A 25,024-nucleotide genomic window follows, 5' to 3' on the forward strand; every position below is an offset into this window, starting at 1 on the left:
CGTCCTGCTTCTGCGAGCCTCGAAGGAGCATCGACGACAGCGGCGCCGTCCCGACCGTCCTGAAGAAGGCCCTGCCATGACGTCGACCGTGAACGCCCCCACTCACCCGCGGTCGGATGCGTTGTTGCATCGTGCCGAAAAGGTCATCCCCAACGCGATGTACGGCCATCAGGATGCTCGCGGATTATGGCCTGGCGCTCCGCAATTCGTATCACGCACAGCAGGTTCACGGATCTGGGATGCCGACGGTCATGAGTACATCGACCTGCTCTGTTCCTGGGGGCCGATCATTCACGGCTACCAGCACCCGCGAATCGAGGAAGCCGTCGACAAACAACGCCAGATCTGCGACACCGCCAACGGACCGTCCGAACACTTCGTGGCATTGGCCGAGAAGCTCGTCCACGTGGTCGAGCACGCGGACTGGGCGATGTTCGCGAAGAACGGATCCGACGTCACAACCCTGAGCCTGACGATCGCGCGGGCCCACACCGGACGAGCCACCATCCTGGTCGCAGAGGGCGCTTATCACGGCGCGCTGCCCTGGTGTAATCCCGACACCACCGGCGTGCTGCCGTCGGATCGTGCGGGATTGGCGTACTACACGTACAACGATCTGGACAGTGTCGAGAAGTTGGTGACCGAACACACCGGCGACCTGGCGGGGATCATCGTCTCGCCGTTCCGTCACGATGCGGGATTCGACCAGGAGATGGTGGATCCCGCGTTCGCGCAAGGCTTGCGGCGGATCTGCGACGAGCAGGGCGCAGTTCTCATCCTCGACGAAGTTCGCACCGGATTCAGGATGTCATTCGGCGGGAGTTGGGAGCAGTACGGCGTGCGCCCCGATCTCTCGTCGTGGAGCAAGGCGATCGGTAACGGCTACCCGGTTGCGGCGGTGATGGGATCCGAGCCACTGCGAGAATCGGCCGGATCCTTCTTCGTCACAGGCACTTTCTGGTTCTCCGCGGTCCCGATGGTGGCCGCGCTCGCATCGATCGCACTACTCGAGGAACTCGACGGCGTGAGCCAGATGTTCGCCCGCGGCAATCAACTCGTCACGGGCCTACGTGAACAGGCGGTGTCGTACTCGCTTCCGGTGAACATTACCGGCCCGGTCACCATGCCTTACTTGTCGTTCGCCGGCGAAGCCCAACATCAGGTCACGCTGGCCTGGGCGGCCGAGTGCGCTGCTCGCGGAGTCTTCGTGCATCCCAAACACAATTGGTTCATGTCGACGGCGTTGACCCCAGCCGATATCGACAATGTGCTGATCGCTACCGACGCCGCATTCAGCGAGGTGGCCAAGCAGTTCTTCTAGCCGGGGTACGACCCGTGCTCAGGCTCCGGACCGAAGACAAAACGCCTGCCGGACAACTCATGTGGAGTGATACGCACGAAGCGCAGCTTCTCGGTGGCGATCCACGGCAACAGCTGCGCACGCTCGGCTTCGTGGATGTCGTCTGAGGCGGTCAGCACCCGCGCGGTCCCGCGGATGACGACGCTCCACCCCTCGGCGACGTTGTGGTCGTCGACCTCGAAGAGCACCTTGTCATTCATCACCGTTCCGAAGAGCTTGGTGCCCTCCGCAGTTCGGAACAGGATCGTATGGTCCTGTGTCACAAAGTTGACCGGAAAGATCTCGGGCTCAGCGGCGACGTTCGTCACCAGCCGACCCAGCGCGACACTTTTCAACAGATCCCAGCACTCGCTATCGCTGAGGACGGTGATCGGATCTTGTTCGCCTGTCATGGGCAGATCTTCCCTCTGCAACGTAGCCGCGGATAGGGTCGAACGGCCTCCCGGACGAGGCCTTTTCAGTCCGTCAGCGTCGCGAGCTCGGCCCGCAGATTGCCCTGCGCGGGCACCTCCCACTGGCGGCGCGCGTACTCGGTGCGAAACACCCCGGGCCCGCCGAGCAGTGCCACCAACACCTGCACGCGCCCGCGGCGGAACACATCGTCGGACACGTGACCGTACTCGGCACGGATCGCGGCGGTATTGCGCTCGTAGCGCTCCCTCGGCACGGCCAGCGCCGCCAAGTCGGCATCGGAGAGAACTTCGCCATTGTGGTCGCCGGGTGCTGGATCGTGCGTGATCGTCATCCGCACCAGGCGCGCCACCTCGTCGACCAGCTGCGGCTCCAGCCCAAGTCGAGACAGCTCCTGCTCGGCGCGGCGGGCACTGCGTTCCTCATCGTCGGGAAGGCCGCCGTACACCGCATCGTGGTACCAGGCCGCCAAGCGGACGGCATCCGGATCGTCGGCGAACGCGACGAGCTCCTCGACGTACTCGAGGATGCCGCGCAGGTGCTCGACCGAGTGGTAGTGCCGGTGCGCCTCAGACCAGGAGGCAATCAAGTCAGCGCCGACAGCAGCCGCCGCGGGGTTGTCCGTGTGCCGGGACATCAGCGTCGCCCAGGCCTCAACCAGATCCTGCACACGACCATGGTGCACCCGACCGGCGGGCAGGAGCGAGGCGGGACAATAAGTAAGCTTCCGGCGTGCCCGAATCAGTCCCGTCGACACCCCTGAGCCTCAAGACCCAGGTGCTGCGGTTCCTCGTCACCGGCGGGCTGTCGGCATGCGTCGATTTCGGCCTCTACGTCCTGTTCCTCAAGCTCGGGCTGCAGGTCAACGTCGCCAAGACACTCAGCTTCATCGCAGGCACCACCACCGCGTACCTGATCAACCGGCGGTGGACGTTCCAGGCGCCGCCCAGCACGGCCCGGTTCGTCGCCGTGGTCGCGCTCTACGCCCTGACCTACGCCGTCCAGGTCGGTATCAATTACCTCTTCTACCTCAAGTTCGCCGGCCAACCGTGGCAGGTCCCGGTGGCCTTCGTCATCGCGCAGGGCACCGCCACCGTCATCAACTTCGTGGTCCAGCGAGCAGTGATATTCCGGTTGAAGTAACCCTGCCGGGTAACCTTTGGCACTGACATGGCTACCGAACTCCCCCTGACCCAGCGTTCCCTGACCGGGTTCGGCAGGACCGCGCCGAGCGTGGCGCAGGTGTTGTCGACCCCCGATGTGGAGGTGATCGCCGCTGCCGTTCGGCAGGTGGCCGACGCCGACGCGAACAGCCCGTCATACCTGCGCCGGGGCATCCTGGCCCGGGGGCTGGGGCGTTCCTATGGAGACCAGGCCGGCAACGGCGGCGGCATCGTCGTCGACATGACGCGGCTGGGCCGCATCCACTCCATCTCCGCCGAAACCGCGGTGGCCGACGTGGACGCCGGGGTGAGCCTGGACCAGCTGATGAAGGCCGCTCTTCCGTTCGGCCTGTGGGTCCCCGTTCTGCCCGGCACCCGGCAGGTGACCGTCGGCGGGGCCATCGGCTCCGACATCCACGGCAAGAACCACCACAGTGCAGGCAGCTTCGGCAACCACGTGCTGTCGCTGGACCTGCTGATGGCCGACGGCGAAGTCCGCACCCTGACGCCGGACGGTCCCGAAAGCGAACTGTTCTGGGCCACCGTCGGTGGAAACGGGTTGACCGGCATCGTGATCCGGGCCCGCATCGCGATGACCCGCACGGAGACCGCGTATTTCATCGCCGACGGCATCGCCACCGCCGATCTGGACGAGACCGTCGCGGTGCACCAGGACGGCAGCGAGGACAACTACACCTACTCCAGCGCGTGGTTCGACCTGATCAACCCGCCGCCGAAACTCGGCCGCGCCGCGGTCAGCCGTGGCAGTCTGGCCAAGCTCGACCAACTGCCGGCCAAGCTCGCGAAGAACCCGTTGCAGTTCAGCGCGCCCAAGCTGCCTGCGGTACCGAATCTGTTCCCCGTCAGCGTGATGAACAAGCTCTCGCTCAACCTCGTCGGCGAGGCGTTCTACCGGATGAGCGGTAACTATCAGAACAAGATCGTCAATCTGACGCAGTTCTACCACATGCTCGACATCACGACCGGATGGCAATATGCCTATGGCCCAAACGGTTTCGCGCAGCACCAGTTCCTCGTACCGCCGAATGCCCTCGACGAGTTCAAGGACATCATCCGGTGGATCCAGACGCAGGGCCACTATTCAGCGCTGAACGTCTTCAAGCTGTTCGGCCCGGGAAACCGTGCGCCGCTGAGCTTCCCGATGGCCGGCTGGAATGTCGCCATGGACTTCCCCAACAATGCCGGGGTCAACGAGTTCCTCAACGAACTCGACGAGCGCGTCATGAAGTTCGGCGGCCGCGTGTACACCGCCAAGGACTCTCGGGTGAGTGCCGAGAATTTCCACCGGATGTATCCGCGAGTCGATGAATGGATTGCGGTGCGCCGCAAGGCCGATCCCAATGGCGTGTTTGCCTCCGATATGGCCCGCCGGCTCGAACTGCTGTAGAAAGGCATCCCCCGACAACATGATCGACGCCACTGGCAATCCCCAGACCATCCTGCTGCTTGGCGGGACCTCCGAGATCGGCCTGGCCATCGTCGAGCGCTATCTGCGCAACGCCAAGGCCCGCGTGATCCTGGCCGACCTGCCGAACGCACCCAAGCGTGACGCCGCCATCGCCCAGCTACAGGCCGCAGGCGCCAAGGAGGTCGAGTACCTCGACTTCGACGCCCTCGACACCGCAAGCCACCCCGGCGTCATCGAATCCGCCTGGGCCAAAGGTGATGTCGACGTGGCCATTGTCGCGTTCGGCATTCTCGGCGACGCCGAGGAGCTGTGGCAGAACCAGGCCAAGGCCGTGTTGAGCGCCCAGATCAACTACACCGCCGCCGTTTCGGTGGGTGTGCTGATCGGCGAGAAGATGCGCGCCCAGGGCTTCGGCCAGATCATCGCGATGTCGTCGGTGGCCGGTGAGCGGGTGCGCCGCAACAACTTCGTGTACGGCTCCACCAAGGCCGGCCTGGACGGGTTCTACCTGGGACTCGGAGAAGCCCTGCGCGAGCACGGAGTTCACGTCCTCGTCATCCGGCCCGGCCAGGTGCGCACCACCACCACCCTGGAGCACTGGAAGGCGACCGGTGCCAAAGAGGCGCCGTTCACCGTCAACGCCACCGACGTCGCAGAACTGGCTGTCACATCGGCAGCCAAGGGCAAGGACCTCGTGTGGGCGCCCGGCCAGGTACGCGTCCTGATGTCGGTGCTGCGGCACATCCCGCGCCCCATTTTCCGCAAGCTGCCGATCTAAAAGCCGGTGGGCAGGAGCGCACTGGCCACTGCGGGCCAGATGATCGCGGCAGTCGCTGTGGCCGTGGTGGTTTCGGTCATCTCGCTGATCGCGATATCGCGGGTCCAGTGGCCGGCCTTCCCGTCGTCGAATCAGCTGCACGCACTGACCACCGTCGGCCAGGTCGGGTGCCTGGTCCTGCTCTTGGGAACCGGATTCGTCTGGCGCAGAGGGCATCAGTGGGCCGCACGCCTGGCGGCCGCGGTGTTCCTGTCGGCGTTCACGGTGGTCACTCTCGGCATGCCCCTGGGCGCAAGCCGTCTCTACCTCTTCGGCATCTCGGTCGACCAGCAGTTCCGCACCGAATACCTCACCCGCCTGACCCAGAGCCCGGCGTTGCACGACATGACCTACATCGGTCTGCCGCCGTTCTACCCGGGCGGCTGGTTCTGGCTCGGCGGTCGCGCGGCCGCCCTGACCGGAACCCCGGCGTGGGAGATGTTCAAGCCGTGGGCCATCGTTTCCATCGCGATCGCCGTGGTGCTGGCGATGGCGCTGTGGTCGGCGCTGGTGCGCTTCGAGTACGCCCTGATCGTCACCGTGGCCACCACCGCGGTGACGCTGGCCTACAGCTCGCCGGAGCCCTATGCCGCGGTCATCACCGTCCTCATCCCGCCGGTGTTCGTACTGGCGTGGTCGGGACTGCGCGGCAAGACCCGGCACGGCGGCTGGGCGGCCGTCGCCGGCGTCGGATTGTTCATCGGCGTCTCGGCCACCTTCTACACCCTGCTGTTCGGCTACGCCGCGTTCACCGTCGGGGTCATGGGCGTCATCGTGGCGATCTCCCGGCGCAGCCTCGAACCGATCCTCCGGCTGCTGGTCATCGGCGTCATCTCGGCCGCCATCGGCGCCATCACCTGGCTGCCGTTCCTGCTGCAGGCGGTCCGCCACCCGATGAGCGACACCGGCAGCGCCCAGCACTACCTGCCCGCCGACGGCGCGGTACTGACCTTCCCGATGCTGCAGTTCTCACTGCTCGGCGCGCTGTGCATGCTCGGCACGCTCTGGCTGGTCTGGCGCGCGCGAAGCTCCACAAGGGCGGCTGCGCTCGGTATCGGTGTCCTGACTGTGTACGCCTGGTCGGCACTGTCCATGCTGACCACCCTGCTGGGCACCACGCTGCTGTCGTTCCGGCTGCAGTCCACCCTGACCGTGCTGCTGTCGGCCGCCGGGGTGTTCGGGTTCATCGAGGTGACGCTGGCCATCGCGGCGCGGGCCAACCGCAAGGTGATCGGAGTCGGGGCGGCGATCGGGCTCATCGGCGCGATCGGCTTCAGCCAGGACATCCCCGACGTACTGCGCCCCGACCTCACCGTCGCCTACACCGACACCGACGGCTACGGCCAGCGCGGCGATCGCCGCCCGCCAGGGGCCGAGAAGTACTACGCGGAGGTCGACACCGCGATCCAGAAGGCCACCGGCAGGCCCCCCGAGGACACCGTCGTGCTGACCGCCGACTACAGCTTCCTGTCGTACTACCCCTACTACGGATTCCAAGGCCTGACGTCGCACTACGCCAACCCGCTCGCCGAGTTCGACAAACGGGCCGCGGCCATCGAGTCGTGGGCCGAGCTGAAGAACGCCGACCAGCTGGCCAAGGCGCTCGACTCGCTGCCCTGGCCGCCGCCGACGGTCTTCCTCATGCGCCGTGGCGCCAATGACACCTACACCCTGCGCCTGGCCCAGGACGTCTATCCCAACCAGCCCAACGTGCGCCGCTACACCGTCGATTTCGACGGCAAGTTGTTCAGCGGGCCGCACTTCACGGTGAAGACCATCGGGCCGTTCGTCCTGGCCATCCGGAATCCATAGCGATGGGCGACCCGAGCGGCCAATTAGCATCTAGCTCCGTGGAGCAGACGCGGGTGGACTATCGCACCGCCCGTCTCGTCGCCGTCGTGGCCGGCCTACTGGGCGCCGCGCTGGCGATCATGACGCCGTTACTGCCGGTCAAGCAGACGACCGCGCAGCTGAATTGGCCGCAGAACGGCGTGCTCAACAGCGTCACCGCACCGCTGATCAGCTATGTGGCCACCGACCTCACCATCGACGTGCCCTGCAGCGCGGCCGCCGGCCTGGTCGGACCCAACAAGACGGTGCTGCTGTCCACGGTGCCCAAGCAGGCACCCAAGGCCGTCGACCGCGGCCTGCTGATCCAGCGTGCCAATGACGATCTCGTCGTCGTGGTCCGCAACACCCCCGTCGTCGTCGCGCCGCTGAAACAAGTCCTCAGCCCGGCCTGTCAGAAGCTGACGTTCACTGCCCACGCCGACCGGGTGACCGCGGAGTTCGTCGGCCTCACCCAGGGCGCCGACACCGACAATCCCGGCGCCCCGCTCAAGGGCGAGCGCAGCGGCTACGACTTCCGGCCCCAGATCGTCGGCGTCTTCACCGACCTGGCCGGGCCGGCACCGCCCGGCCTGAGCCTGTCGGCGACCATCGACACCCGCTACAGCAGCGCACCGACGGCGCTGAAGATGGCCGCGATGGTGCTCGGCGGCGCGATGACGCTCATCAGCCTGATCGCCCTGCACCTGATGGATCGCGCCGACGGTGTGCGGCAGCGCCGCTTCCTGCCGGCCCGCTGGTGGTCGCTGAGCGCGCTCGATGGCGTGGTGTTCGCCGTCCTGGTGTGGTGGCACTTCGTCGGCGCCAACACCTCCGACGACGGCTACATCCTCACGATGGCCCGGGTCTCCGAGCACGCCGGCTACATGGCCAACTACTACCGCTGGTTCGGCACTCCCGAGGCGCCGTTCGGCTGGTACTACGACCTGCTCGCGATCTGGGCGCACGTCTCCACCACCAGCGTCTGGATGCGACTGCCGACGCTGGCGATGGCGCTGGTGTGCTGGTGGCTGATCAGCCGCGAGGTGATCCCCCGGTTGGGCCACGCCGTCAAGACCAGCCGGGCCGCCATCTGGACCGCCGCCGGCATGTTCCTGGTGTTCTGGCTGCCGCTGGACAACGGCCTGCGACCCGAACCGATCATCGCGCTGGGCATCTTGCTCACCTGGTGCTCGGTCGAACGCGGTGTGGCCACCAGCCGTCTGCTGCCCGTCGCGTTCGCCTGCATCGTCGGCGCGCTGACGTTGTTCTCCGGCCCGACCGGTATCGCCTCGATCGGCGCGCTGCTGGTGGCGATCGGCCCGCTGCGCACGATCCTGCACCGCCGATCCCGGCAGTTCGGCCTGTTGCCGCTACTGGCCCCGATCCTGGCCGCGTGCACGGTGACGATCATCCTGATCTTCCGCGACCAGACCCTGGTCGGCGAGGTCCAGGCCAACATGCTCAAGTCGGCGGTCGGGCCCAGCCTGGCCTGGTTCGACGAGCACATCCGCTACGAACGCTTGTTCATGGCCAGCCCCGACGGGTCCATCTCGCGCAGGTTCGCGGTGCTCGCCCTGCTGGTCGCCCTGATCATGGTCGTGGCGATGATCCTGCGCCGCGGCCATATCCCGGGCACCGCGGCGGGTCCCAGCCGGCGCATCATCGGGATCACGATCATCTCGTTCATCGCGATGATGTTCACCCCGACCAAGTGGACCCACCACTTCGGCGTGTTCGCCGGACTCGCCGGCTCGCTGGGTGCGCTGGCCGCCGTCGCCGTCACCGCGCGCGTCTTGAGATCACGACGGAACCGGGCGATCTTCGCTGCGGTCGTCCTGTTCATGACGGGCCTGTCGTTCGCCAGCGTCAACGGCTGGTGGTACGTGTCCAACTTCGGCGTGCCGTGGTCAAATCAGATGCCGGAGTGGCACTTTGGCTTCACCACGATCCTGCTCGCGCTGACGGTGATCGCGTTGTTGGTGGCCGCGTGGTTCCACTTCTCCGGCCGCGACAACGGCAGCAGCGGGCGGGCGAGCTGGTGGCGCGGCATCGTGGGGTCGCCGCTGGCCGTCGTGGCATGGCTTCTGGTGGTCTTCGAGGTGGCGTCACTGACGCTGGGCATGACCGAACAGTGGCCGGCGTGGTCGGTCGGCCGGTCGAACCTGCAGGCGCTCACCGGGAAGACGTGCGGGCTGGCCGACGACGTGCTGGTCGAGGAAGACCCCAATGCCGGCATCCTCACCCCGATAGCCGGTGTGTCCGTGGGCGACGCGCTCGGTGCCACCACCGCAGAGGGCTTCACCTCCGGTGGCATCCCGGCCGACGTCTCGGCCGACCCCGTGATGGAGCCGCCCGGGGGCGGCAACTTCGCCGACACCGACGGCGTGGTCACCAGCAGCGAGGCCGGCACCGAGGGCGGCACCGACGCGGTCGGTGGGGTCAACGGTTCGCGGGCCCGCCTGCCGTACGGGCTCGACGCGGCGCGCACCCCGGTGATGGGCAGCTGGCGACCCGGCGTGCAACAGCCCGCGGTGCTGCGTTCGGCGTGGTACCGGCTGCCTGCCGACTGGGCGTCCGCCCCGCTGCTGGTGGTGGCCGCCGCAGGCCGTTTCGACCCGGACGAAGTTCAGGTGCAGTGGGCGACGGATCAGCAGGCCGCCGACGGAAAGCCCGGTGGCTCAATATTGTTCGGCGACGTCGGGGCCGCACCCGCATGGCGCAACCTGCGCGCCCCACTCGGCGCGATCCCGCGTGAGGCCACCATGATCCGGCTGGTCGCCGACGATGACGACCTGTCGCCTCAGCACTGGATCGCGCTGACGCCCCCACGCATCCCGAAGTTGCGGACCCTGCAGGATGTCGTGGGCTCGCAGGATCCGGTGCTGCTGGACTGGCTCGTCGGACTGGCCTTCCCGTGCCAGCGACCCTTCGGCCATCAGTACGGCGTCATCGAACCACCGAAGTGGCGGATCTTGCCGGACCGGTTCGGCGCGGAGGCGAACTCACCGGTGATGGACAACATCGGCGGCGGCCCGCTCGGTATCAGCGAGCTGCTCTACCGCGCCACCAGCGTGCCGACCTACCTGCGCGACGACTGGTTCCGCGACTGGGGCGCGCTGCAGCGGCTCAATCCGTTCTACCCCGGCGCGCAGCCGGCCCGACTGGACCTGGGCACCGCCACCCGCAGCGGGTTGTGGAGCCCGGCGCCCCTGCGGCCGACGTAGCAATCCAGTCTCGAATCACCGGGGACCCCGCAGGCCTTCCGAACCGACACAACTTCGTCGCCTACCATCGAGCCTCGTGCCAGCCGACAGAGCCGACTCCCCCCGGATCGCCCGGCTCGTCGCCGTCGTCGCAGGAATCCTGGGTGTACTGCTGTGCGGTGTCACGCCATTGCTGCCGGTCACGCAGACGACGGCCACCATTGCGTGGCCACAGGCTCCCGGCCCCGACGGCATGGTCAGCGACATCACCGCACCGCTGGTCTCGGGGGCGCCGCAGTCCCTGGATGTGACGATTCCCTGCCGCGCCATCGCGACGCTGCCCGCCGACGGCGGCCTGGTGTTCTCGACGATTCCGCCGGCCGGTATCGACGCCAGCCGCAACGGCCTGTTCGTGCGGGCCAATGCCGCCACCGTCGTCGTCGCGTTCCGCGACACGGTGGCCGCGGTGGCCCCACGCCCGGCCGTCGCCTCTGGCGCCTGCAGTGATCTGCGCATCTGGGCCGGGCCCGGCGGGGTCGGCGCCGATTTCGTCGGCATCCCCGGCGCCACCGGCACGCTCGCCCCCGAGAAGAAGCCCGCGATCGACGGGATCTTCACGGATCTGAAGGTGCCTGCCGCCGGCCTGTCGGCCCGTATCGACATCGACACCCGGTTCATCACCAGCCCGGGCGCGCTCAAGATCGGCGTGATGGCACTCGGCATCGTCTGCGTGCTGGCGTCGGTCATCGCGCTGGGGGTGCTGGACCGGCGGGCAGGCCGGCGGGTGCCCGGTGCGTGGCGGCGTTTCCTCCGAGCCGGGGTGGCCACCTGGCTGGCCGACATCGGGGTGATCGGCGGACTGCTGCTCTGGCATGTGATCGGCGCCATCTCCTCCGACGACGGCTACAACCTCACCATCGCGCGGGTGTCGCAATCGGCCGGCTACAGCGCCAACTACTTTCGCTTCTTCGGAGCCACCGAGGCGCCGTTCGATTGGTACCAGTCGGTGCTCGCCCACCTCGCCGCGATCAGCACCGCCGGGGTGTGGATGCGCCTGCCCGCCACCGCAGCGGGCATCGGCACCTGGCTGATCCTGAGCCGCTGTGTGCTGCCGCGACTGGGCAGGCGGCTGTCCCTCAACCGCGTCACGGTGTGGACCGCAGGCGCGGTGTTCCTCGCCGCCTGGTTGCCGTTCAACAACGGGCTGCGACCCGAGCCGCTGATCGCGTTCGGCGCACTCGCGACGTGGATCCTCGTCGAGAACGCCATCGCGACGCGGCGGCTGGTTCCGGCGGCGATCGCGATCGTCGTCGCGGTGTTCAGCGTGACGCTCGCACCGCAGGGGCTGATCGCAATCGCCCCGTTGCTGGTCGGTTCCCGCGCCATCGCCCGCGTGATCAAGGCCCGCCGCGCGAGCGACGGGATGTTGGCGCCGCTGGCCGCGCTGGCCGCCTCGCTGTCGGTCGTCTTCGTCGTGATCTTCCGCGACCAGACGCTGGCCGCGGTCGCCGAATCCGCCCGCATCAAATACGTCGTCGGCCCGACGATCGCCTGGTACCAGGACTTCCTGCGGTACTACTTCCTCACTGTCGAAGACAATGTGGAGAGCTCGCTGACCCGTCGCTTCGCCGTCCTGCTGATGATGCTGTGCCTGTTCGGCATGCTGGCCGTCCTGCTGCGCCGCGGCCACATCCCCGGCGTCGCACGGGGCCCGGTGTGGCGCCTGATCGGCAGCACCGCGATCGGATTGCTGCTGCTGACCTTCACCCCCACCAAGTGGGCCGTCCAGTTCGGCGCGTTCGCCGGGCTGGCCGGGGCGCTCGGTGCGGTCACCGCCTTCACCTTCGCCCGCGTCGGCCTGCACAGCCGACGCAACCTCGCGCTGTACATCACCGCACTGCTGTTCGTGCTGGCGTGGGCCACCTCGGGCACCAATGGCTGGTTCTACGTCGGCAGCTACGGGGTGCCGTGGTTCGACCGCCAGCCGGTCATCGCTCACCAGCCCGTGACGACCATGTTCCTCGGGCTCGCGATCATCACCGGCCTGCTCACCGCATGGTTGCACTTCCGGATGGACTACAGCGGCCACACCGAGGTGAAGAACACCGGACGCAACCGGGCATTGGCGTCGACCCCGATGCTTGTGGTCGCGCTCATCATGGTGCTGCTCGAAGTCGGTTCGATGACAAAGGCTTTCGCGCAGCGCTATCCGGTCTACACCACCGCCGCGGCCAACCTCTCCGCGCTGAAGTCGGGTCTGTCCCCGGACAGTTGCGCCATGGCCGACGCCGTCCTGGTCGAGCCGAACACCAATGCCGGTATGTTGCAACCGGTTCCGGGCCAGAAGTGGGGCCAGTACGGACCGCTCGGCGGTGACAACCCGATCGGCTTCACCCCCAACGGGATCAGCGACACCCTCGAGCCGGCCGAACCGTTCGTGGCCAACCCCGGCACGGTCAACTCCGACGGCTCGCCCAATAAGCCCAACGCGGGCATCGCCTTCGCGGCAGGCACCGGCGGTGGCTACGGACCGGTCGGCGTCAACGGCTCACGCGTGTTCCTGCCGTTCGGGCTCGATCCCAAAACCACACCGGTGATGGGCAGTTACAACGAAAACACCGTTGCGGCCAAGGCGACTTCGGCGTGGTACCAGCTGCCCCCGCGTAGCCCGGACCGCCCGCTGGTGACCGTCGCGGCCGCGGGCGCGATCTGGTTCTACGACGAAGAGGGCCAGTTCAACTACGGGCAGTCGCTGAAACTGCAGTGGGGTGTGCAGCGCCCCGACGGCAGCTTCCAGGCGCTCAACTCGGTACAGCCCATCGACGTGATCGCCCAAAAGGCATGGCGCAATCTGAGATTCCCGATGGCATGGGCACCGCCGGAGGCCAACGTCGCGCGCATCGTCGCCGACGACCCGAACCTGAGCACCGACCAGTGGTTCGGCTTCACCCCGCCGCGGGTGCCGGTGCTGGAGACCGCCCAGCAATTCCTGGGCTCGAAGACTCCGGTGATGATGGACATCGCCACTGCGGCGAATTTCCCGTGCCAGCGGCCGTTCTCCGAACACCTCGGCGTCGCCGAACTCCCGGAGTACCGGATCCTGCCCAACCTCAAGCAGGTGGTGGTGTCGAGCAACATGTGGTTCTCTGCCCGCGCCGGCGGACCGTTCCTGTTCATTCAGGGCCTGCTGACCACGTCGACCGTCCCGACTTATCTGCGCGACGACTGGTACCGCGACTGGGGCTCCATCGAGCGTTACATCCGCCTGGTGCCCTCGGCACAGGCCCCGGACGCCGTGATCGACCAGGGCGCCAAGACCGTATTCGGCTGGAGCCGTAGCGGACCCATCAGGGCACTGCCATGACACAGACTCTCGCCGCCAATGCCCGCGACTCGGCCCGCGACGTGACGATCACCCGCTGGGTGGCCACGATCGCCGGGCTGGTGGGTTTCGTGCTCTCGGTACTGACCCCGCTGCTGCCGGTGGAGCAGACCACCGCGACCCTGAACTGGCCACAGGCCGGTCAGCTGAGCAATGTCACCGCACCGCTGATCTCACAGGCGCCGGTGTCGCTGACGGCCACCGTGCCCTGTGAGGTGATCCGGTCCATGCCCCCGGCCGGCGGCCTCGTGCTGGGACTCGCGCCGCAGAAAGGCAAAGAGGCAGCGCTGAATTCGCTGTTCGTCAACGTCACCGCCCAGCGCGTCGACATCACCGATCGCAACGTCGTGGTGGCCAGCGTGCAGCGCAGCAAGATCGACGGCTGCTCACGGATCGAGATCACCTCGACGACCGAGGGCACGTTCGCCACCTTCGTCGGGTTGACCGATCCGACCACCGGCAAGGAGATGCGCAGCGGGTTCGCCGATCCCAACCTGCGGCCCGCGATCGTCGGGGTGTTCACCGATCTGACCGGACCCGCGCCGCCCGGGTTGAGCTTCTCGGCCACGATCGACACCCGGTTCTCCACCACCCCAACGGTGTTGAAGCTCGCCGCGATGATCTTGGCGATGGCCTCCACCGTCATCGCGCTGGTCGCGCTGTGGCGGCTGGACCGCCTCGATGGCCGCCACATGCACAAGTGGATCCCGCAGCGGTGGCGAACGTTCACCGCGGTCGACGTAACCGTGGTGGCCGGCTTCCTCATCTGGCACGTGATCGGCGCCAACTCCTCCGACGACGGCTACATCCTGCAGATGGCCCGGGTCGCCGATCACGCCGGCTACATGTCGAACTACTTCCGCTGGTTCGGCAGCCCCGAAGATCCCTTCGGCTGGTTCTACAACGTGCTGGCGCTGATGACCCACGTCAGCGACGCCAGCATCTGGATGCGGTTGCCGGACTTGATCTGTGCACTGGTCTGCTGGCTGCTGCTCAGCCGTGAGGTGCTGCCCCGGTTGGGGCCCGCCGTGATCGCCAGCAGGCCCGCCCTGTGGGCGGCCGGGCTGGTTCTGATGGCGGCGTGGATGCCGTTCAACAACGGCCTGCGCCCGGAAGGGCAGATCGCCACCGGTGCGCTGATCACCTACGTGCTGATCGAGCGCGCGGTCATCTCGGGCCGGCTGACCCCGGCCGCGCTGGCCATCGTCAGCGCCGCGTTCACCCTCGGCATCCAGCCGACCGGCCTGATCGCCGTCGCCGCGCTGATCGCCGGTGGCCGTCCGATCCTGCGAATCCTGGTGCGCAGGCGCGCCGTTGTGGGCACCTGGCCGCTGGTACTGCCGCTACTGGCCGCGGGCACGATCATCCTGACCGTCGTGTTCGCCGACCAAACCCTGGCAACAGTGTTGGAAGCGACCAGGATTCGCACCGACATCGGACCCAGCCAGGCCTGGTACACCGAGAACCTGCGCTACTACTACCTGATCCTGCCGACGGTGGACGGCTCGCTGTCGCGGCGCTTCGGGTTCCTGATCACCGCGCTGTCGCTGTTCGTGTCGATGTTCATCATGTTGCGCCGCAAGCGCGTTGCCGGAGTGGCCCGCGGACCGGCCTGGCGCCTCATGGGCGTCATCTTCGCGACGGTGTTCTTCCTGATGTTCACCCCCACCAAGTGGGTGCACCACTTCGGCCTGTTCGCCGCGGTCGGCGCGGCCATGGCGGCGTTGGCCACGGTGCTCGCCGCGCCGAAGGTGCTGCGCTGGTCGCGCAACCGGATGACCGTCGTCACCGCGGTGTTCTTCCTGCTCGCCCTGTGCTTCGCCACCACCAACGGCTGGTGGTACGTGTCCAGCTACGGTGTGCCGTTCAACAACACCATGCCGAAATTCGGCGGAATCACCGTCAGCACAATCTTCTTCGCACTGTTCGCGTTGTCGGCGATCTACACCGTCTGGCTTCACTTCAACACCCGCGACCACGGCGAGGGCCGCTTTGCCCGGGCGCTGACGACCGCGCCGATCCCGCTGGCCGCCGGCTTCATGGTGCTGGTGTTCATCGGGTCGATGGTGGCCGGTGTGGTGCGCCAGTACCCGACCTACTCCAACGCATGGGCCAATCTGCGCTCGTTCTCGGGCGGCTGCGGGCTGGCCGATGACGTGCTGGTGGAGCCCGACGCCAATGCGGGCTTCCTGACCCCGCTGCCCGGTGACCCGACCGGTTGGGGCCCACTCGGCCCCTTGGGCGGAACCAACCCGGTTGGCTTCACCCCGAGCGGCGTTCCCGAACACATTGTCGCCGAAGCCATTCGGATGACGAACCCGCAGCCCGGCACCGACTACGACTGGGATCAGCCGATCAAGCTCGACACCCCGGGCATCAACGGGTCGACGGTGCCGCTGCCCTACGGCCTCGACCCGGCACGGGTCCCGATGGCAGGCAGTTACGTCGTCGGCCCGCAGCAGGACGCCACGCTGAACTCGGCGTGGTACCAGCTGCCGCCCAATGACAGCGGCCACCCGCTGGTCGTCGTCACAGCCGCGGGCACCATCGCCGGCATCAGCGTGCTCAACGGTTTCACCGACGGCCAGACCGTGGAACTCGAGTACGGCAAGCCCGGACCCAACGGCGCCCCGGTGCCGGCCGGCCGGGTCAGCCCCTACGATCTCGGCCCGGCTCCGTCGTGGCGCAACCTGCGCTTCGCCCGCTCGGAGATCCCCGCCGATGCGACCACCGTGCGGATCGTGGCCGCCGACCGGTCCCTGACGCCCGGCGATTGGCTTGCAGTCACGCCGCCGCGAGTGCCCGAACTGCGGTCGGTACAGGAGTTCGTCGGGTCCACGCAGCCGGTGCTGATGGACTGGGCGGTGGGTCTGGCCTTCCCGTGCCAACAGCCGATGCTGCACGCCAACGGTGTCACCGAAGTGCCGAAGTTCCGGATCACGCCGGACTACACGGCCAAGAAGCAGGACACCGACACGTGGGAGGACGGCCGTAACGGCGGCCTGCTCGGCATTTCCGACCTTCTGCTGCGAGCACATGTCATGGCGACGTATCTGTCACACGACTGGGGCCGCGATTGGGGCTCGCTGCGGCAGTTCGAGACGATCGTCGAGGCCCAACCCGCGCAGATCGATCTGGGCACCGCGACCCGCAGCGGGTTGTGGAAACCCGGACCCATCCGGATCAAGCCATAACGTATTCCCGGGTCGCTTTGCTCCTGCCCTCCGGAACTGCAGTAGCCCGGTACTGACGTCGCGCCGACCCGGTGCGCTCAACGTGGATGCATGGACCACACGCTCAAGAGTCGACCTGTGGTCGCCACGGTGGCGGCGATCGCTGCAGTCCTAGTCATGCTGGCCACCACGGTCGCACCGCCGAAACCGGCCGTCGCGGCCGCGGCACCCCGGGTCTCGACCCAGGTAGTCCAGCTGGTTGCGTCGTCCGAGGCCGAAGCATCGGCGGTCGTCAACATCGACCGCGGGAAAATTCTGCAGAACGCGCTGGGACGCGTGGCAGCGGGCGCCGGGTACGGCGTCCTCCTCGGATTCATTGCTGCCGCGGCAGTCTCCAACGTGATCTACCAGATTCCAGCGGTGGGACCAGCTCTCGCACCACTCATCCCCGTCGTCGCTCTCACTTTCGCGATAGTGGCTGCCCCGATCGGCGCGGTCGTGGGCGCGCTCTCACTCCTGTCACCTCTCCCGATCCGCATACCTACCGCCGGCAGGAAAGCCGCGGTCACCTCGCCGCGCGACTCCGCCCGGTCGGGCTCTCGAGCCAACCGCCAGGTCGCGAAATCGTCGGCCCCGACTGCGCGAAAAGCCTCAGTGCCAAAACAGAGTTCAGAGCCGGCCCGAGCTCATAGCGCGCGACCGCGCCACCACGTCGAATCGAGCCGCTCGGCACTAACCCGGCTTTTGCCGTAGCGCCGACCAATCGACGATCGCGGTGACAGAATCCCGCACATGGCTGAAGACGCGGCGATCGTCGACCCCTTGATGCACGGCCTGCGATCCAAGGGCCTCAAGAAAGGGTCGGTCTCCATCGTCGGCGCGGTGGCGATCGGTCTGGCGGCCACCGCCCCGGCCTATTCGCTGACCGGCGCACTCGGACACGGCGCCGAAGAGTCGGGCTATCAGCTGCCGATCGTCTTCATCATCGCGGTCATCCCGATGTACTTCGTGGCGCTGGCCTACAAGCACCTCACCGATGCGGCCCCGGACGCCGGGACCGTGTTCACCTGGGGCTCCAAAGCCATTGCGCCGCACATCGGCTGGATGGGCGGCTTCGCGCTGATGTTGTCGTCGATCCTGGCCGGCGTCGGCGCCGCAGGCATCCTGACCAATGCCACCGCCGTCTGGCTCGGGATGGACGAATCGCCGGTGTGGTTCGACATCGTGGTGGCCACGATCTTCATCCTGCTGACGACGTGGCTGGTGGCCCGCGGTGCCGAAGAATCCTCCCGCACCACCCTGATCCTGACGATCATCCAGTACGGCGGGCTGCTGCTCTTCGCGATCATCATGCTCGTCGCGGTTTTCCGCGGACAACAGAGCCCGGACGCGGAATCGTTCTCGTGGGAGTGGTTCAACCCGTTCGCAATCCACGATTTCAGCAGCCTGCTCGGCGGCTTCCTGGTCGCCATCTTCATCTTCTGGGGCTTCGACGCCTCACTGGCGATGTCGGAGGAAACGTCGGGAACCTCGGCGGACGCCGGCCGCAGCGGCGTCACCGCGATCCTGATCACCGTTGCCACCTACGTGATCTTCAGCGTCGCGGCTCTGTCGTTCGCGGGTATCGATCCGAACAGCGCGACGAGCCTGACCCACGAAGGCAATGTCGACGACGTGTTCACCACGTTGGCCACCCAGTCGATCGGCGAACGCGGCGCGATGATCGCGGCACTTGTCGTCGGGCTGTCGGCGTTCTCGGCGACGATGTCCACCGTCATGCCCACGGCCCGCGGCCTGCTGTCGATGGCGACGTACAAGGCGATCCCGGATCGGTTCGCCTCGGTGAGCGAGGTGAGCTCGACGCCGAAGTTCGCGACCTGGGTGATCGGCCTGACCAGCCTGGTGATCTATTGCGTGCTCGACGTGATCAGCGACAGCGTCGTGTCTGACTCGGTCTACAGCGTGGGCATCGCGATCATGACGTACTACTCGGTGGTGGCGATCTCGTCGGTGGTGTACTTCTGGCGCACCGCTTTTCGATCGTGGCGTACGGCGATGGGGCAGGTGATCCTGCCCGGTATCGGCGCGCTGATCCTCATCCCGGTCGGCATCGTCGAGGCCTACCTGATGGCGGACCCGAGTACCGGTTCGGGCGGATCCATCCTGGGCATCGGCACCGCGTTCGTCGTCGGCGTGCTGAGCCTGGCGTTCGGTGTCGTGCTGATGATCCTGTGGAACATCAAGGCCCCGGCCTTCTTCCGCGGCCAGACCCTGCCGAAAGAACGGACCTAGCCGCCGTTGCGATTGTTGCCAAAACCGTTGGGACCATACTGCCTGTTCGGCGCGACGGTGACGGTCTGAGTGGCGGTTGCGATCGAGGTCGCCACGGATGTCTCGGTCTGCGTTGCGGTTTCGGTGTTGGTGACGGTCTGCGGGTCCTGGGTCTGAACAATGGTCTGCGGCGCCTGTGTCTCGACGACGGTCTGCTGCGGCTGCTGGCCGCCGCCGGAGTTGTACTGGTGGTGAGTCGCCGGGGCGGCGGTGGTTGTGGTCGTCGTTGTCGGCGTCGAGGTGACGGTGACGGTCGTGGGTCCCGTCGATCCCTTGGAGCCACAGGCGACCGAGCCCATCACGACCACAGCGGACAGGGACGCCAGCAACATGACAGAGCGCGTATTCACGCCCACCATGGTTAGCCGATCGCGCATGGAAAGTCGCTGTGCCACAACGATGGCGGTGCGTACAGTCCGCTGTCAATAAACTCCGCAACACCTGTTGATCCAGCAAAATCGCTGATATACAACCGTTTTCGATACGTTATCACTCACCCAGGCGCCGCCCATCCGCGTCACAGCTCGCACAAATGCGGGCTCCATAACGTCATCACCGGAAGAACAACCGAGCAACGAAACGGAGATGACGATGAACCTCAAACGGATGGTGGTCACCTCGACCGCTCTGGCCGGTATCGGTGCCGCCGGACTGTTCGGGCTGGGACTCGGCACGGCAAGCGCCGACCCGGGCCAACCGTGCGGCGGGCCGAACAACGGCTGGTGCAACAACGGTCCCAACAACGGGCCGAACAACAACGACTGGCACAACGGGCCCGACAACGGGCCGAACAACGGGCCGGCTGACTGGCAGCATCGCGATGTCAACCAGGCCCGCCAGGACCACCAGCCGTTCAACTGGAACGGTCAGTGGGTGCAGCCGATGCCGGCCGGCAACGGCGTGGGCTGGGGCTTCTGGTTCCTGGGCCAGTGGATCCCGCTGTAACCACCCAGACACTGAGCGGGCCCGTATTGCAGTGCAGTACGGGCCTGCCGGTCAGCCGGACCCGGTCACCATCTTCTCCGGCTGCAGCGACCACACGGTGGCCGTGGCTCCGGCGCCGGCGTGCGCACAGTAGGCGGGCGCACCCTTCTCGCTGACCGCCGCCGCACCCAATACGGCACAGTTCGCGCCGATCACCACGACGGGCAGGTCCATCCGGCCTGACACGGCCGGTGGCGGTGAGGCCGTATGCGGCGCCTGCGAGGTCGTGTTGTTCACTTCCCGGTGGCCGAACAACAGGGATATCCCCGCGGCTGCGCCTGCGACGATGACGACGGCACCCAGGATGGCCGGGATCAGCAGCCGGCGCCGCGACGACGTGGCTTCCGGTTTGGCGTGCCGAGCGCGGCGCGCAGCGTTGCCGGACGACGCGAGCGCCGCACTCGTCACGTCGGTTGCGTGGAAATCCCGTTCGGCGGTCCCGAGGCCTTGCTGCAACGCCCGCGCGAAGTCCGTGCAACGCTTGTAGCGCTTGTTTGGATCTTTGGCCAGCGCCTTGGCGAAAACCGGACTCAGGCAAGCCAATTCGGGCCGCTTGGCACCGATCGACGGCGGCTCGGAACTCAGGCACTGACTGATCACGATCGCCGGATTGGTGTGCGTGAACGGCGGCATGCCGGTCATCAGGTGGTAGGCGGTCGCGGCCAGTGCGTATTGGTCGGCGTGACCGTCGATGTCCTCACCCTTGAGCTGCTCGGGAGCGGAGTAGGCGACGGTGCCGACCGTCATGTTCGTCCCGGTGAGCTGGCTGGCCTGGCCCATCCAGCGAGCGATGCCGAAGTCGGCCAGCATGACCCGCTGGTCGCCACTGCCGGGAACCCCCAGCAGGATGTTGGCGGGCTTGACGTCCCGGTGCAGCAGACCGTGACCGTGCGCGTAGTCGAGCGCGTCGGCGATTCCGGTGATGATGCGCACGACCTCAGCGGGCGGCATTCCGTACGGATAGCGGTCGGCGAGCAGACGGGAGGCGTCGGTACCGTCGACGTACTCCATCGCGATCCACAGCTTGTCCTCGAACTCGCCGCGGTCGTAGATCGTCACGATGTGGGGGTTCGACAGGGTGGCCACCATGTCGGCCTCGAGGATGAACCGCTGCCGGTATTCCTCGTCTGAGCTAACCGCCGAGCCAAGCACCTTGAGCGCATCGTTCCGGGGCAGCCGGGGATGCTGGACGAGGTAAACCTCACCCATACCTCCGGCCCCCAGTGTCCGCAGGATGGTGTAACCAGCAACAACCTGGCCGTCAGCTAACGGCATTGGGGCATCTTAAGCGTCACCGGTGACGATTACCGAACCGAAGCGCCAGGGGCGGGACGGTCGTAAATGACCCGGCTGCCCAGCACGATGTCCTGCGCAGACCGGCGCTGCCGGTCGACAGCAACCCAGAGCAGCCCGACCGGGAACAGTACGCAAGCCACCGCCCGCAGAATCGCGATGACCATGCGCATGGGCTTGCCGCGCCGGTCCACCACTCGCACACCCAGCAAGGCCGCTCCCAACGTGCGCCCCGACAGCGTCCAGCACCCGGTCAGGTACAGCACCGACACCGCGAGCGTCACCGTGGTCGAGAAGATCAGATTCGGGGCGGGAAATCGGAACGCCGCCGGATTCAGGATCAACGTCGTCAGCGCCAATCCGAGGTAGCTGGCGCCCATGGTGACAAGGACGACGATCATGTCGACGACAGCCGCCAGCCCACGGGACACGATGCCGGCGTTGGTCACTGACGGTCCTGGGGTCCCGGCTCCCGGCCCAGCATCCGGTCGACGAAGCCGGAGATCATGTCGTCGGCGCGCGCGGTCTGGCTGCGCACATCGGTCATCATTTCAGCGGTGACGGTGCCGGTCGACTCTCGGATGATCGCAGGCAGATCGACCCCGTCGATGATCTGATCGGCCAGCCCGATCAGGTCGATTCGGGCGATGATCGCCTCGATGTCGACGTCGGTCACGATCGCGTCGATGTCGACGCTGTCGCGGACCAGAGCCGTGATATCGATCTGCTCCAGGACGAGTTCGACGATCCTGGTCAGCCCCGCCACACCGATCCGGGTCGCTTCCAGACGGGTCGCCCGCAACGGGTCGCCGATCAGCGGAAGCCGTTCCCAGAACACGAGGGAATCGTAGTGGTCAGGCGCCGACCGGGGGCGGTGCGCTCGCCTTGAGCGAGGCCAGGGCGGCCACGCTCAGCCGGGCCAGTTCGTCGGCCTCGGCCGCCGTCAGCGCCGCCTCGTAGATCTGAGACATCCGGCGGTTGGTGGCATCTTCGACGTCGTCGTACACGCCTTCCTTGCCAGCCGCGTCGGCGAACGGCGGCTGCCAGCCCATGAACGCGGCGTAATCCGTGCCGTGATTGAGGATGTGCGCCTCGACGGGACTCAAGCCCGAAACCGTGAGGGCGTTGAAGTGCACCGCGGCTCGCAGTTCGCGCAGCACCATCATCACCTGTAGCGCCCGCGCCGGGGCATCGTCAGCCAGCGGCATCGCCCGCCAGCCCGCGTACAGCGGCAGGCCGGGTTCCGGTGCCTGCGCGATCACCTTTTCGCCCAGCGCGGCGATCCGGTCCAGCCCCTCGGCCCCGGCCAGGTAGGTGCGCCCGAAGTTCGCGATCTGTTCCCAGTACAGCCGGCAGCTCTCCGACGCGTCGTGCACGGCCACGCCCGTTTCCCAGCAGGTCCGCGCCAGGTTCGGTTCGAAGACGGCGAACACCGCGGTGACCGTGGTGCCGGTGGCATCACCGAGCACCCCGCCGCGGCCGGCGAAGTAAGCCGCGAACGGGTCGGGATAGCCCGCCGCCAAGCTCTTCTCAAAGGTGTCCGGGTTCAGCATGAACACGCTGATGGCCTCGCCGATGGCCGCTCCCGCGGTGCGGATCGATTCGACGTCGATATCGCTCATTCGCCGGAGTGTACGGAGGTGAGGTCGTACACGGTGTCGGATCCGACGGTCCGTGGCGTGAAATTGGCCGCCACCCACGCGGTGATGTCGGCGTGCTGGCCGCCGCGACCGGGTCCACCGTGGTTGTCGGGAGCGATGTAGTAGCCGATCTCGTGGTTGGCGACGTCGGCCTGGAACGCACTGAGCGAAGGCACCGGGTCGCTTCCGCCGAAGCCGCCGATAGCCATCACCGCGGTGTTCGTCGACAATTCCAGATCGGCTGCCGCCGACGACCCGTTCACCGCGGCCGACCACTTCGTGGTGGTGGCCTTCAACAGACCGTCGAGTTCCGCGTTGCCCCCGTCTTGGTCATGCCGGCCGTGCCCGGGGCCCACCTGGGCTCCGCCACCCTCATGCGACTGACCGATCGTGGCGAATGCGTAAGCCGCCGAACCCATTCCGCCGGCAAGCACGCCGAGAGTCAAACCCGCCACCGCAAGCCGGCGCCGGTCGGTACTGAGCGCCACCAGCAGGATGGCGGTCGCGACCACCGCCAGCGCCAGGATCACCCACCGCAGTGCGGGCATCCATTCGGCGTTTCGCCCGAGAATCCACCAGCTCCAGACACCTGTCGTCAGAACCGTTGCGGCCAAGACGATTCGGCCGTACATCCGATCCCTGGTGCGCCACATCTCGCGGCCGCCGATCGCGGCGAGCACCACCACCGCCGGAACCACGGACAGGCAGTAGTACGGGTGCACCATGCCCTTCATGTAGCTCAGGACGAGCCCGTCGACCAGCAGCCACCCGCCGAACAGCACAGCCCCGCCACGGACCAGATCGGTCCGCGGCGCGCGAGCCCGCACCACCAGGACGAACGCCAGTCCGATCAGCGCGGCAGGCAGCAACCAACCCATCTCGAACCCGAACTCGCCGGTGAAAAGCCTTGTGATGCCCGGGGTCTGCCTGCCGAACCCACCAAACCCACCGAAGCCGTGCTGGCTGAGGCCGTCGGTGGCGGACAGCCCGATGTGACCACGGGGCGCGGCGGGAGCCCCCTGCCCTGGGCCGCTTGCGTGGTTGCGGCCGAGTATCCGAGCCAGGCCGTTATAGCCGATGACCAGGTTCATGAAATTGTTGTCGGTCGAACCGGCCAGGTACGGCCGGGACGAGGCCGGCCACAACAGCGTCAGGGCCACGAACCAACCCGCCGACAGCAGGCAGGCACCAACGGCAGCCGAGAGATGAACGAGCCTGCGGCGCAATGATGTCGGTGCGACCAAAAGATAGGCCAGGCCGATCGCCGGCGCGACCATCAATCCCTCGAGCATCTTGGCGAGGAAGGCGAAGCCCAGGGCGGCACCCGCAAGCACGATCCACTTGAGGCTGGCTCGTTCGATTGCCCGGACAGTGCAGTAGGCGGCGCACACCATCAGCAGGACCATGACCGCGTCGGGATTGTTGTAGCGGAACATCAACGCCACCACCGGAGTCAGCGCGAAGGCCGCGCCGGCCAGTAGCGCGGCGCCCGTCCCCGAGATCCGGCGTACCGTCCCGTAGAGAAGGGCGACCGCGGCGACCGCCATCAGCGCCTCCGGAATCAGCATGCTGGCGCTGCTGAAGCCGAAGATCTGACCGGACAAGCCCATCACCCACTGGGACACCGGCGGCTTGTCCACCGTGATGAAGTTGTTCGGATCGACCGACCCGAACAGCAACGCCTCCCAGTTCTTCGAGCCGGCCTGTGCCGCACCGGCATAGAAGCCATTGCCCATCCCGTTGACGGTGATGTTCCACAGGTAGGTGATCGCGGTGGCCACCAGCAGCGCGCCGAGGGCGATGCGCCGCCACGCCGTACTGGACAGGCGAAACCGAGGGCGCGACCCTACGCGGGCGCTCTCGACGGCGGGAACATGAAGTGTTGCGGTCATATCACCCATTACGGCAGCCGAACAACGGTCCCGGCTGGGTAAATCTTTTGAGTCAGCTATGAACGCCATTTGCAGGATCTGGTCAGACTTCCTACACCTCATTGCCAGACAACGCG

18 protein-coding genes are annotated in these 25,024 nt (G+C 67.0%); 10 read left to right on the forward strand and 8 right to left on the reverse strand.

What is annotated here, in order from left to right; all coding sequences use genetic code 11:
• Positions 1 to 76 precede the first annotated feature (76 nt).
• Positions 77 to 1,321, forward strand: a complete 1,245-nt coding sequence (locus EV580_RS14165) for an aminotransferase class III-fold pyridoxal phosphate-dependent enzyme (protein ID WP_133691799.1) — start codon at positions 77 to 79, stop codon at positions 1,319 to 1,321.
• Here EV580_RS14165 and EV580_RS14170 read toward each other — a convergent pair.
• Positions 1,318 to 1,752 (reverse strand): pyridoxamine 5'-phosphate oxidase family protein, encoded by a 435-nt coding sequence (locus tag EV580_RS14170; protein ID WP_133691800.1) that lies wholly within the window; start codon positions 1,750 to 1,752, stop codon positions 1,318 to 1,320. The genes EV580_RS14165 and EV580_RS14170 overlap by 4 nt on opposite strands.
• Positions 1,753 to 1,817: 65 nt before the next feature.
• Positions 1,818 to 2,441 (reverse strand): HD domain-containing protein, encoded by a 624-nt coding sequence (locus tag EV580_RS14175; protein WP_133691801.1) that lies wholly within the window; start codon positions 2,439 to 2,441, stop codon positions 1,818 to 1,820.
• 62 nt (positions 2,442 to 2,503) lie between these two features.
• Here EV580_RS14175 and EV580_RS14180 point away from each other — a divergent pair, with 62 nt between their 5' ends.
• The 8 genes from EV580_RS14180 (at position 2,504) to EV580_RS14215 (ending at position 19,060) form a co-directional block, all read left to right on the forward strand.
• Positions 2,504 to 2,914: a GtrA family protein gene (locus tag EV580_RS14180; protein ID WP_133691802.1), complete on the forward strand. Its 411-nt coding sequence runs from the start codon at positions 2,504 to 2,506 to the stop codon at positions 2,912 to 2,914.
• Positions 2,915 to 2,941: 27 nt separating this feature from the next.
• Positions 2,942 to 4,342, forward strand: coding sequence for a decaprenylphosphoryl-beta-D-ribose oxidase (gene dprE1, locus EV580_RS14185; RefSeq protein ID WP_133691803.1), 1,401 nt, complete (start codon positions 2,942 to 2,944; stop codon positions 4,340 to 4,342).
• Between the two features lie 19 nt (positions 4,343 to 4,361).
• Positions 4,362 to 5,141 carry a decaprenylphospho-beta-D-erythro-pentofuranosid-2-ulose 2-reductase gene (dprE2, locus tag EV580_RS14190; protein WP_133691804.1) on the forward strand — a complete coding sequence of 260 codons (780 nt, stop codon included), beginning with the start codon at positions 4,362 to 4,364 and terminating at the stop codon, positions 5,139 to 5,141.
• 39 nt (positions 5,142 to 5,180) lie between these two features.
• Positions 5,181 to 6,992 (forward strand): galactan 5-O-arabinofuranosyltransferase, encoded by a 1,812-nt coding sequence (locus tag EV580_RS14195; protein WP_133691805.1) that lies wholly within the window; start codon positions 5,181 to 5,183, stop codon positions 6,990 to 6,992.
• A gap of 2 nt (positions 6,993 to 6,994) precedes the next feature.
• Complete coding sequence (locus EV580_RS14200; protein WP_133691806.1) at positions 6,995 to 10,234, forward strand: arabinosyltransferase domain-containing protein; 3,240 nt, start codon at positions 6,995 to 6,997, stop codon at positions 10,232 to 10,234.
• 76 nt (positions 10,235 to 10,310) lie between these two features.
• A complete protein-coding gene (locus EV580_RS14205) occupies positions 10,311 to 13,577 on the forward strand; it encodes an arabinosyltransferase domain-containing protein (RefSeq protein ID WP_133691807.1) in 3,267 nt (1,088 codons plus the stop codon).
• Positions 13,574 to 16,789, forward strand: coding sequence for an arabinosyltransferase domain-containing protein (locus EV580_RS14210; protein ID WP_133691808.1), 3,216 nt, complete (start codon positions 13,574 to 13,576; stop codon positions 16,787 to 16,789). Before EV580_RS14205 ends, EV580_RS14210 begins: the two co-directional genes overlap by 4 nt.
• Positions 16,790 to 17,560: 771 nt before the next feature.
• Complete coding sequence (locus EV580_RS14215; protein ID WP_133691809.1) at positions 17,561 to 19,060, forward strand: APC family permease; 1,500 nt, start codon at positions 17,561 to 17,563, stop codon at positions 19,058 to 19,060.
• Here EV580_RS14215 and EV580_RS14220 read toward each other — a convergent pair.
• Complete coding sequence (locus tag EV580_RS14220; protein WP_133691810.1) at positions 19,057 to 19,449, reverse strand: hypothetical protein; 393 nt, start codon at positions 19,447 to 19,449, stop codon at positions 19,057 to 19,059. The genes EV580_RS14215 and EV580_RS14220 overlap by 4 nt on opposite strands.
• A gap of 241 nt (positions 19,450 to 19,690) precedes the next feature.
• Between EV580_RS14220 and EV580_RS14225 the strand changes: the two genes are divergently transcribed.
• On the forward strand, positions 19,691 to 20,044 hold the full coding sequence (locus EV580_RS14225; protein ID WP_133691811.1) for a hypothetical protein: 354 nt from the start codon (positions 19,691 to 19,693) through the stop codon (positions 20,042 to 20,044).
• A gap of 51 nt (positions 20,045 to 20,095) precedes the next feature.
• On the opposite strand, the gene EV580_RS14230 is transcribed toward EV580_RS14225, so the two are convergent.
• The 5 genes from EV580_RS14230 to EV580_RS14250 are packed head-to-tail and all read right to left on the reverse strand — an operon-like array spanning position 20,096 to position 24,908.
• Positions 20,096 to 21,358 (reverse strand): serine/threonine-protein kinase, encoded by a 1,263-nt coding sequence (locus tag EV580_RS14230; protein WP_133691812.1) that lies wholly within the window; start codon positions 21,356 to 21,358, stop codon positions 20,096 to 20,098.
• 29 nt (positions 21,359 to 21,387) lie between these two features.
• On the reverse strand, positions 21,388 to 21,825 hold the full coding sequence (locus EV580_RS14235) for an RDD family protein (protein ID WP_183517446.1): 438 nt from the start codon (positions 21,823 to 21,825) through the stop codon (positions 21,388 to 21,390).
• Entirely contained in the window at positions 21,822 to 22,214 is a 393-nt protein-coding gene (locus EV580_RS14240; RefSeq protein ID WP_133691813.1) for a hypothetical protein, read from the reverse strand. The genes EV580_RS14235 and EV580_RS14240 overlap by 4 nt, the downstream gene beginning before the upstream one ends.
• Before the next feature lie 16 nt (positions 22,215 to 22,230).
• Positions 22,231 to 22,998 (reverse strand): SCO6745 family protein, encoded by a 768-nt coding sequence (locus EV580_RS14245; protein ID WP_133691814.1) that lies wholly within the window; start codon positions 22,996 to 22,998, stop codon positions 22,231 to 22,233.
• Positions 22,995 to 24,908 carry an ArnT family glycosyltransferase gene (locus EV580_RS14250; protein WP_133691815.1) on the reverse strand — a complete coding sequence of 638 codons (1,914 nt, stop codon included), beginning with the start codon at positions 24,906 to 24,908 and terminating at the stop codon, positions 22,995 to 22,997. Before EV580_RS14250 ends, EV580_RS14245 begins: the two co-directional genes overlap by 4 nt.
• Positions 24,909 to 25,024 lie beyond the last annotated feature (116 nt).

Origin of the sequence: Mycobacterium sp. BK086 (genome assembly GCA_004362315.1) — a bacterium.
In the GTDB taxonomy this organism is placed as follows: Bacteria; Actinomycetota; Actinomycetes; order Mycobacteriales; family Mycobacteriaceae; genus Mycobacterium.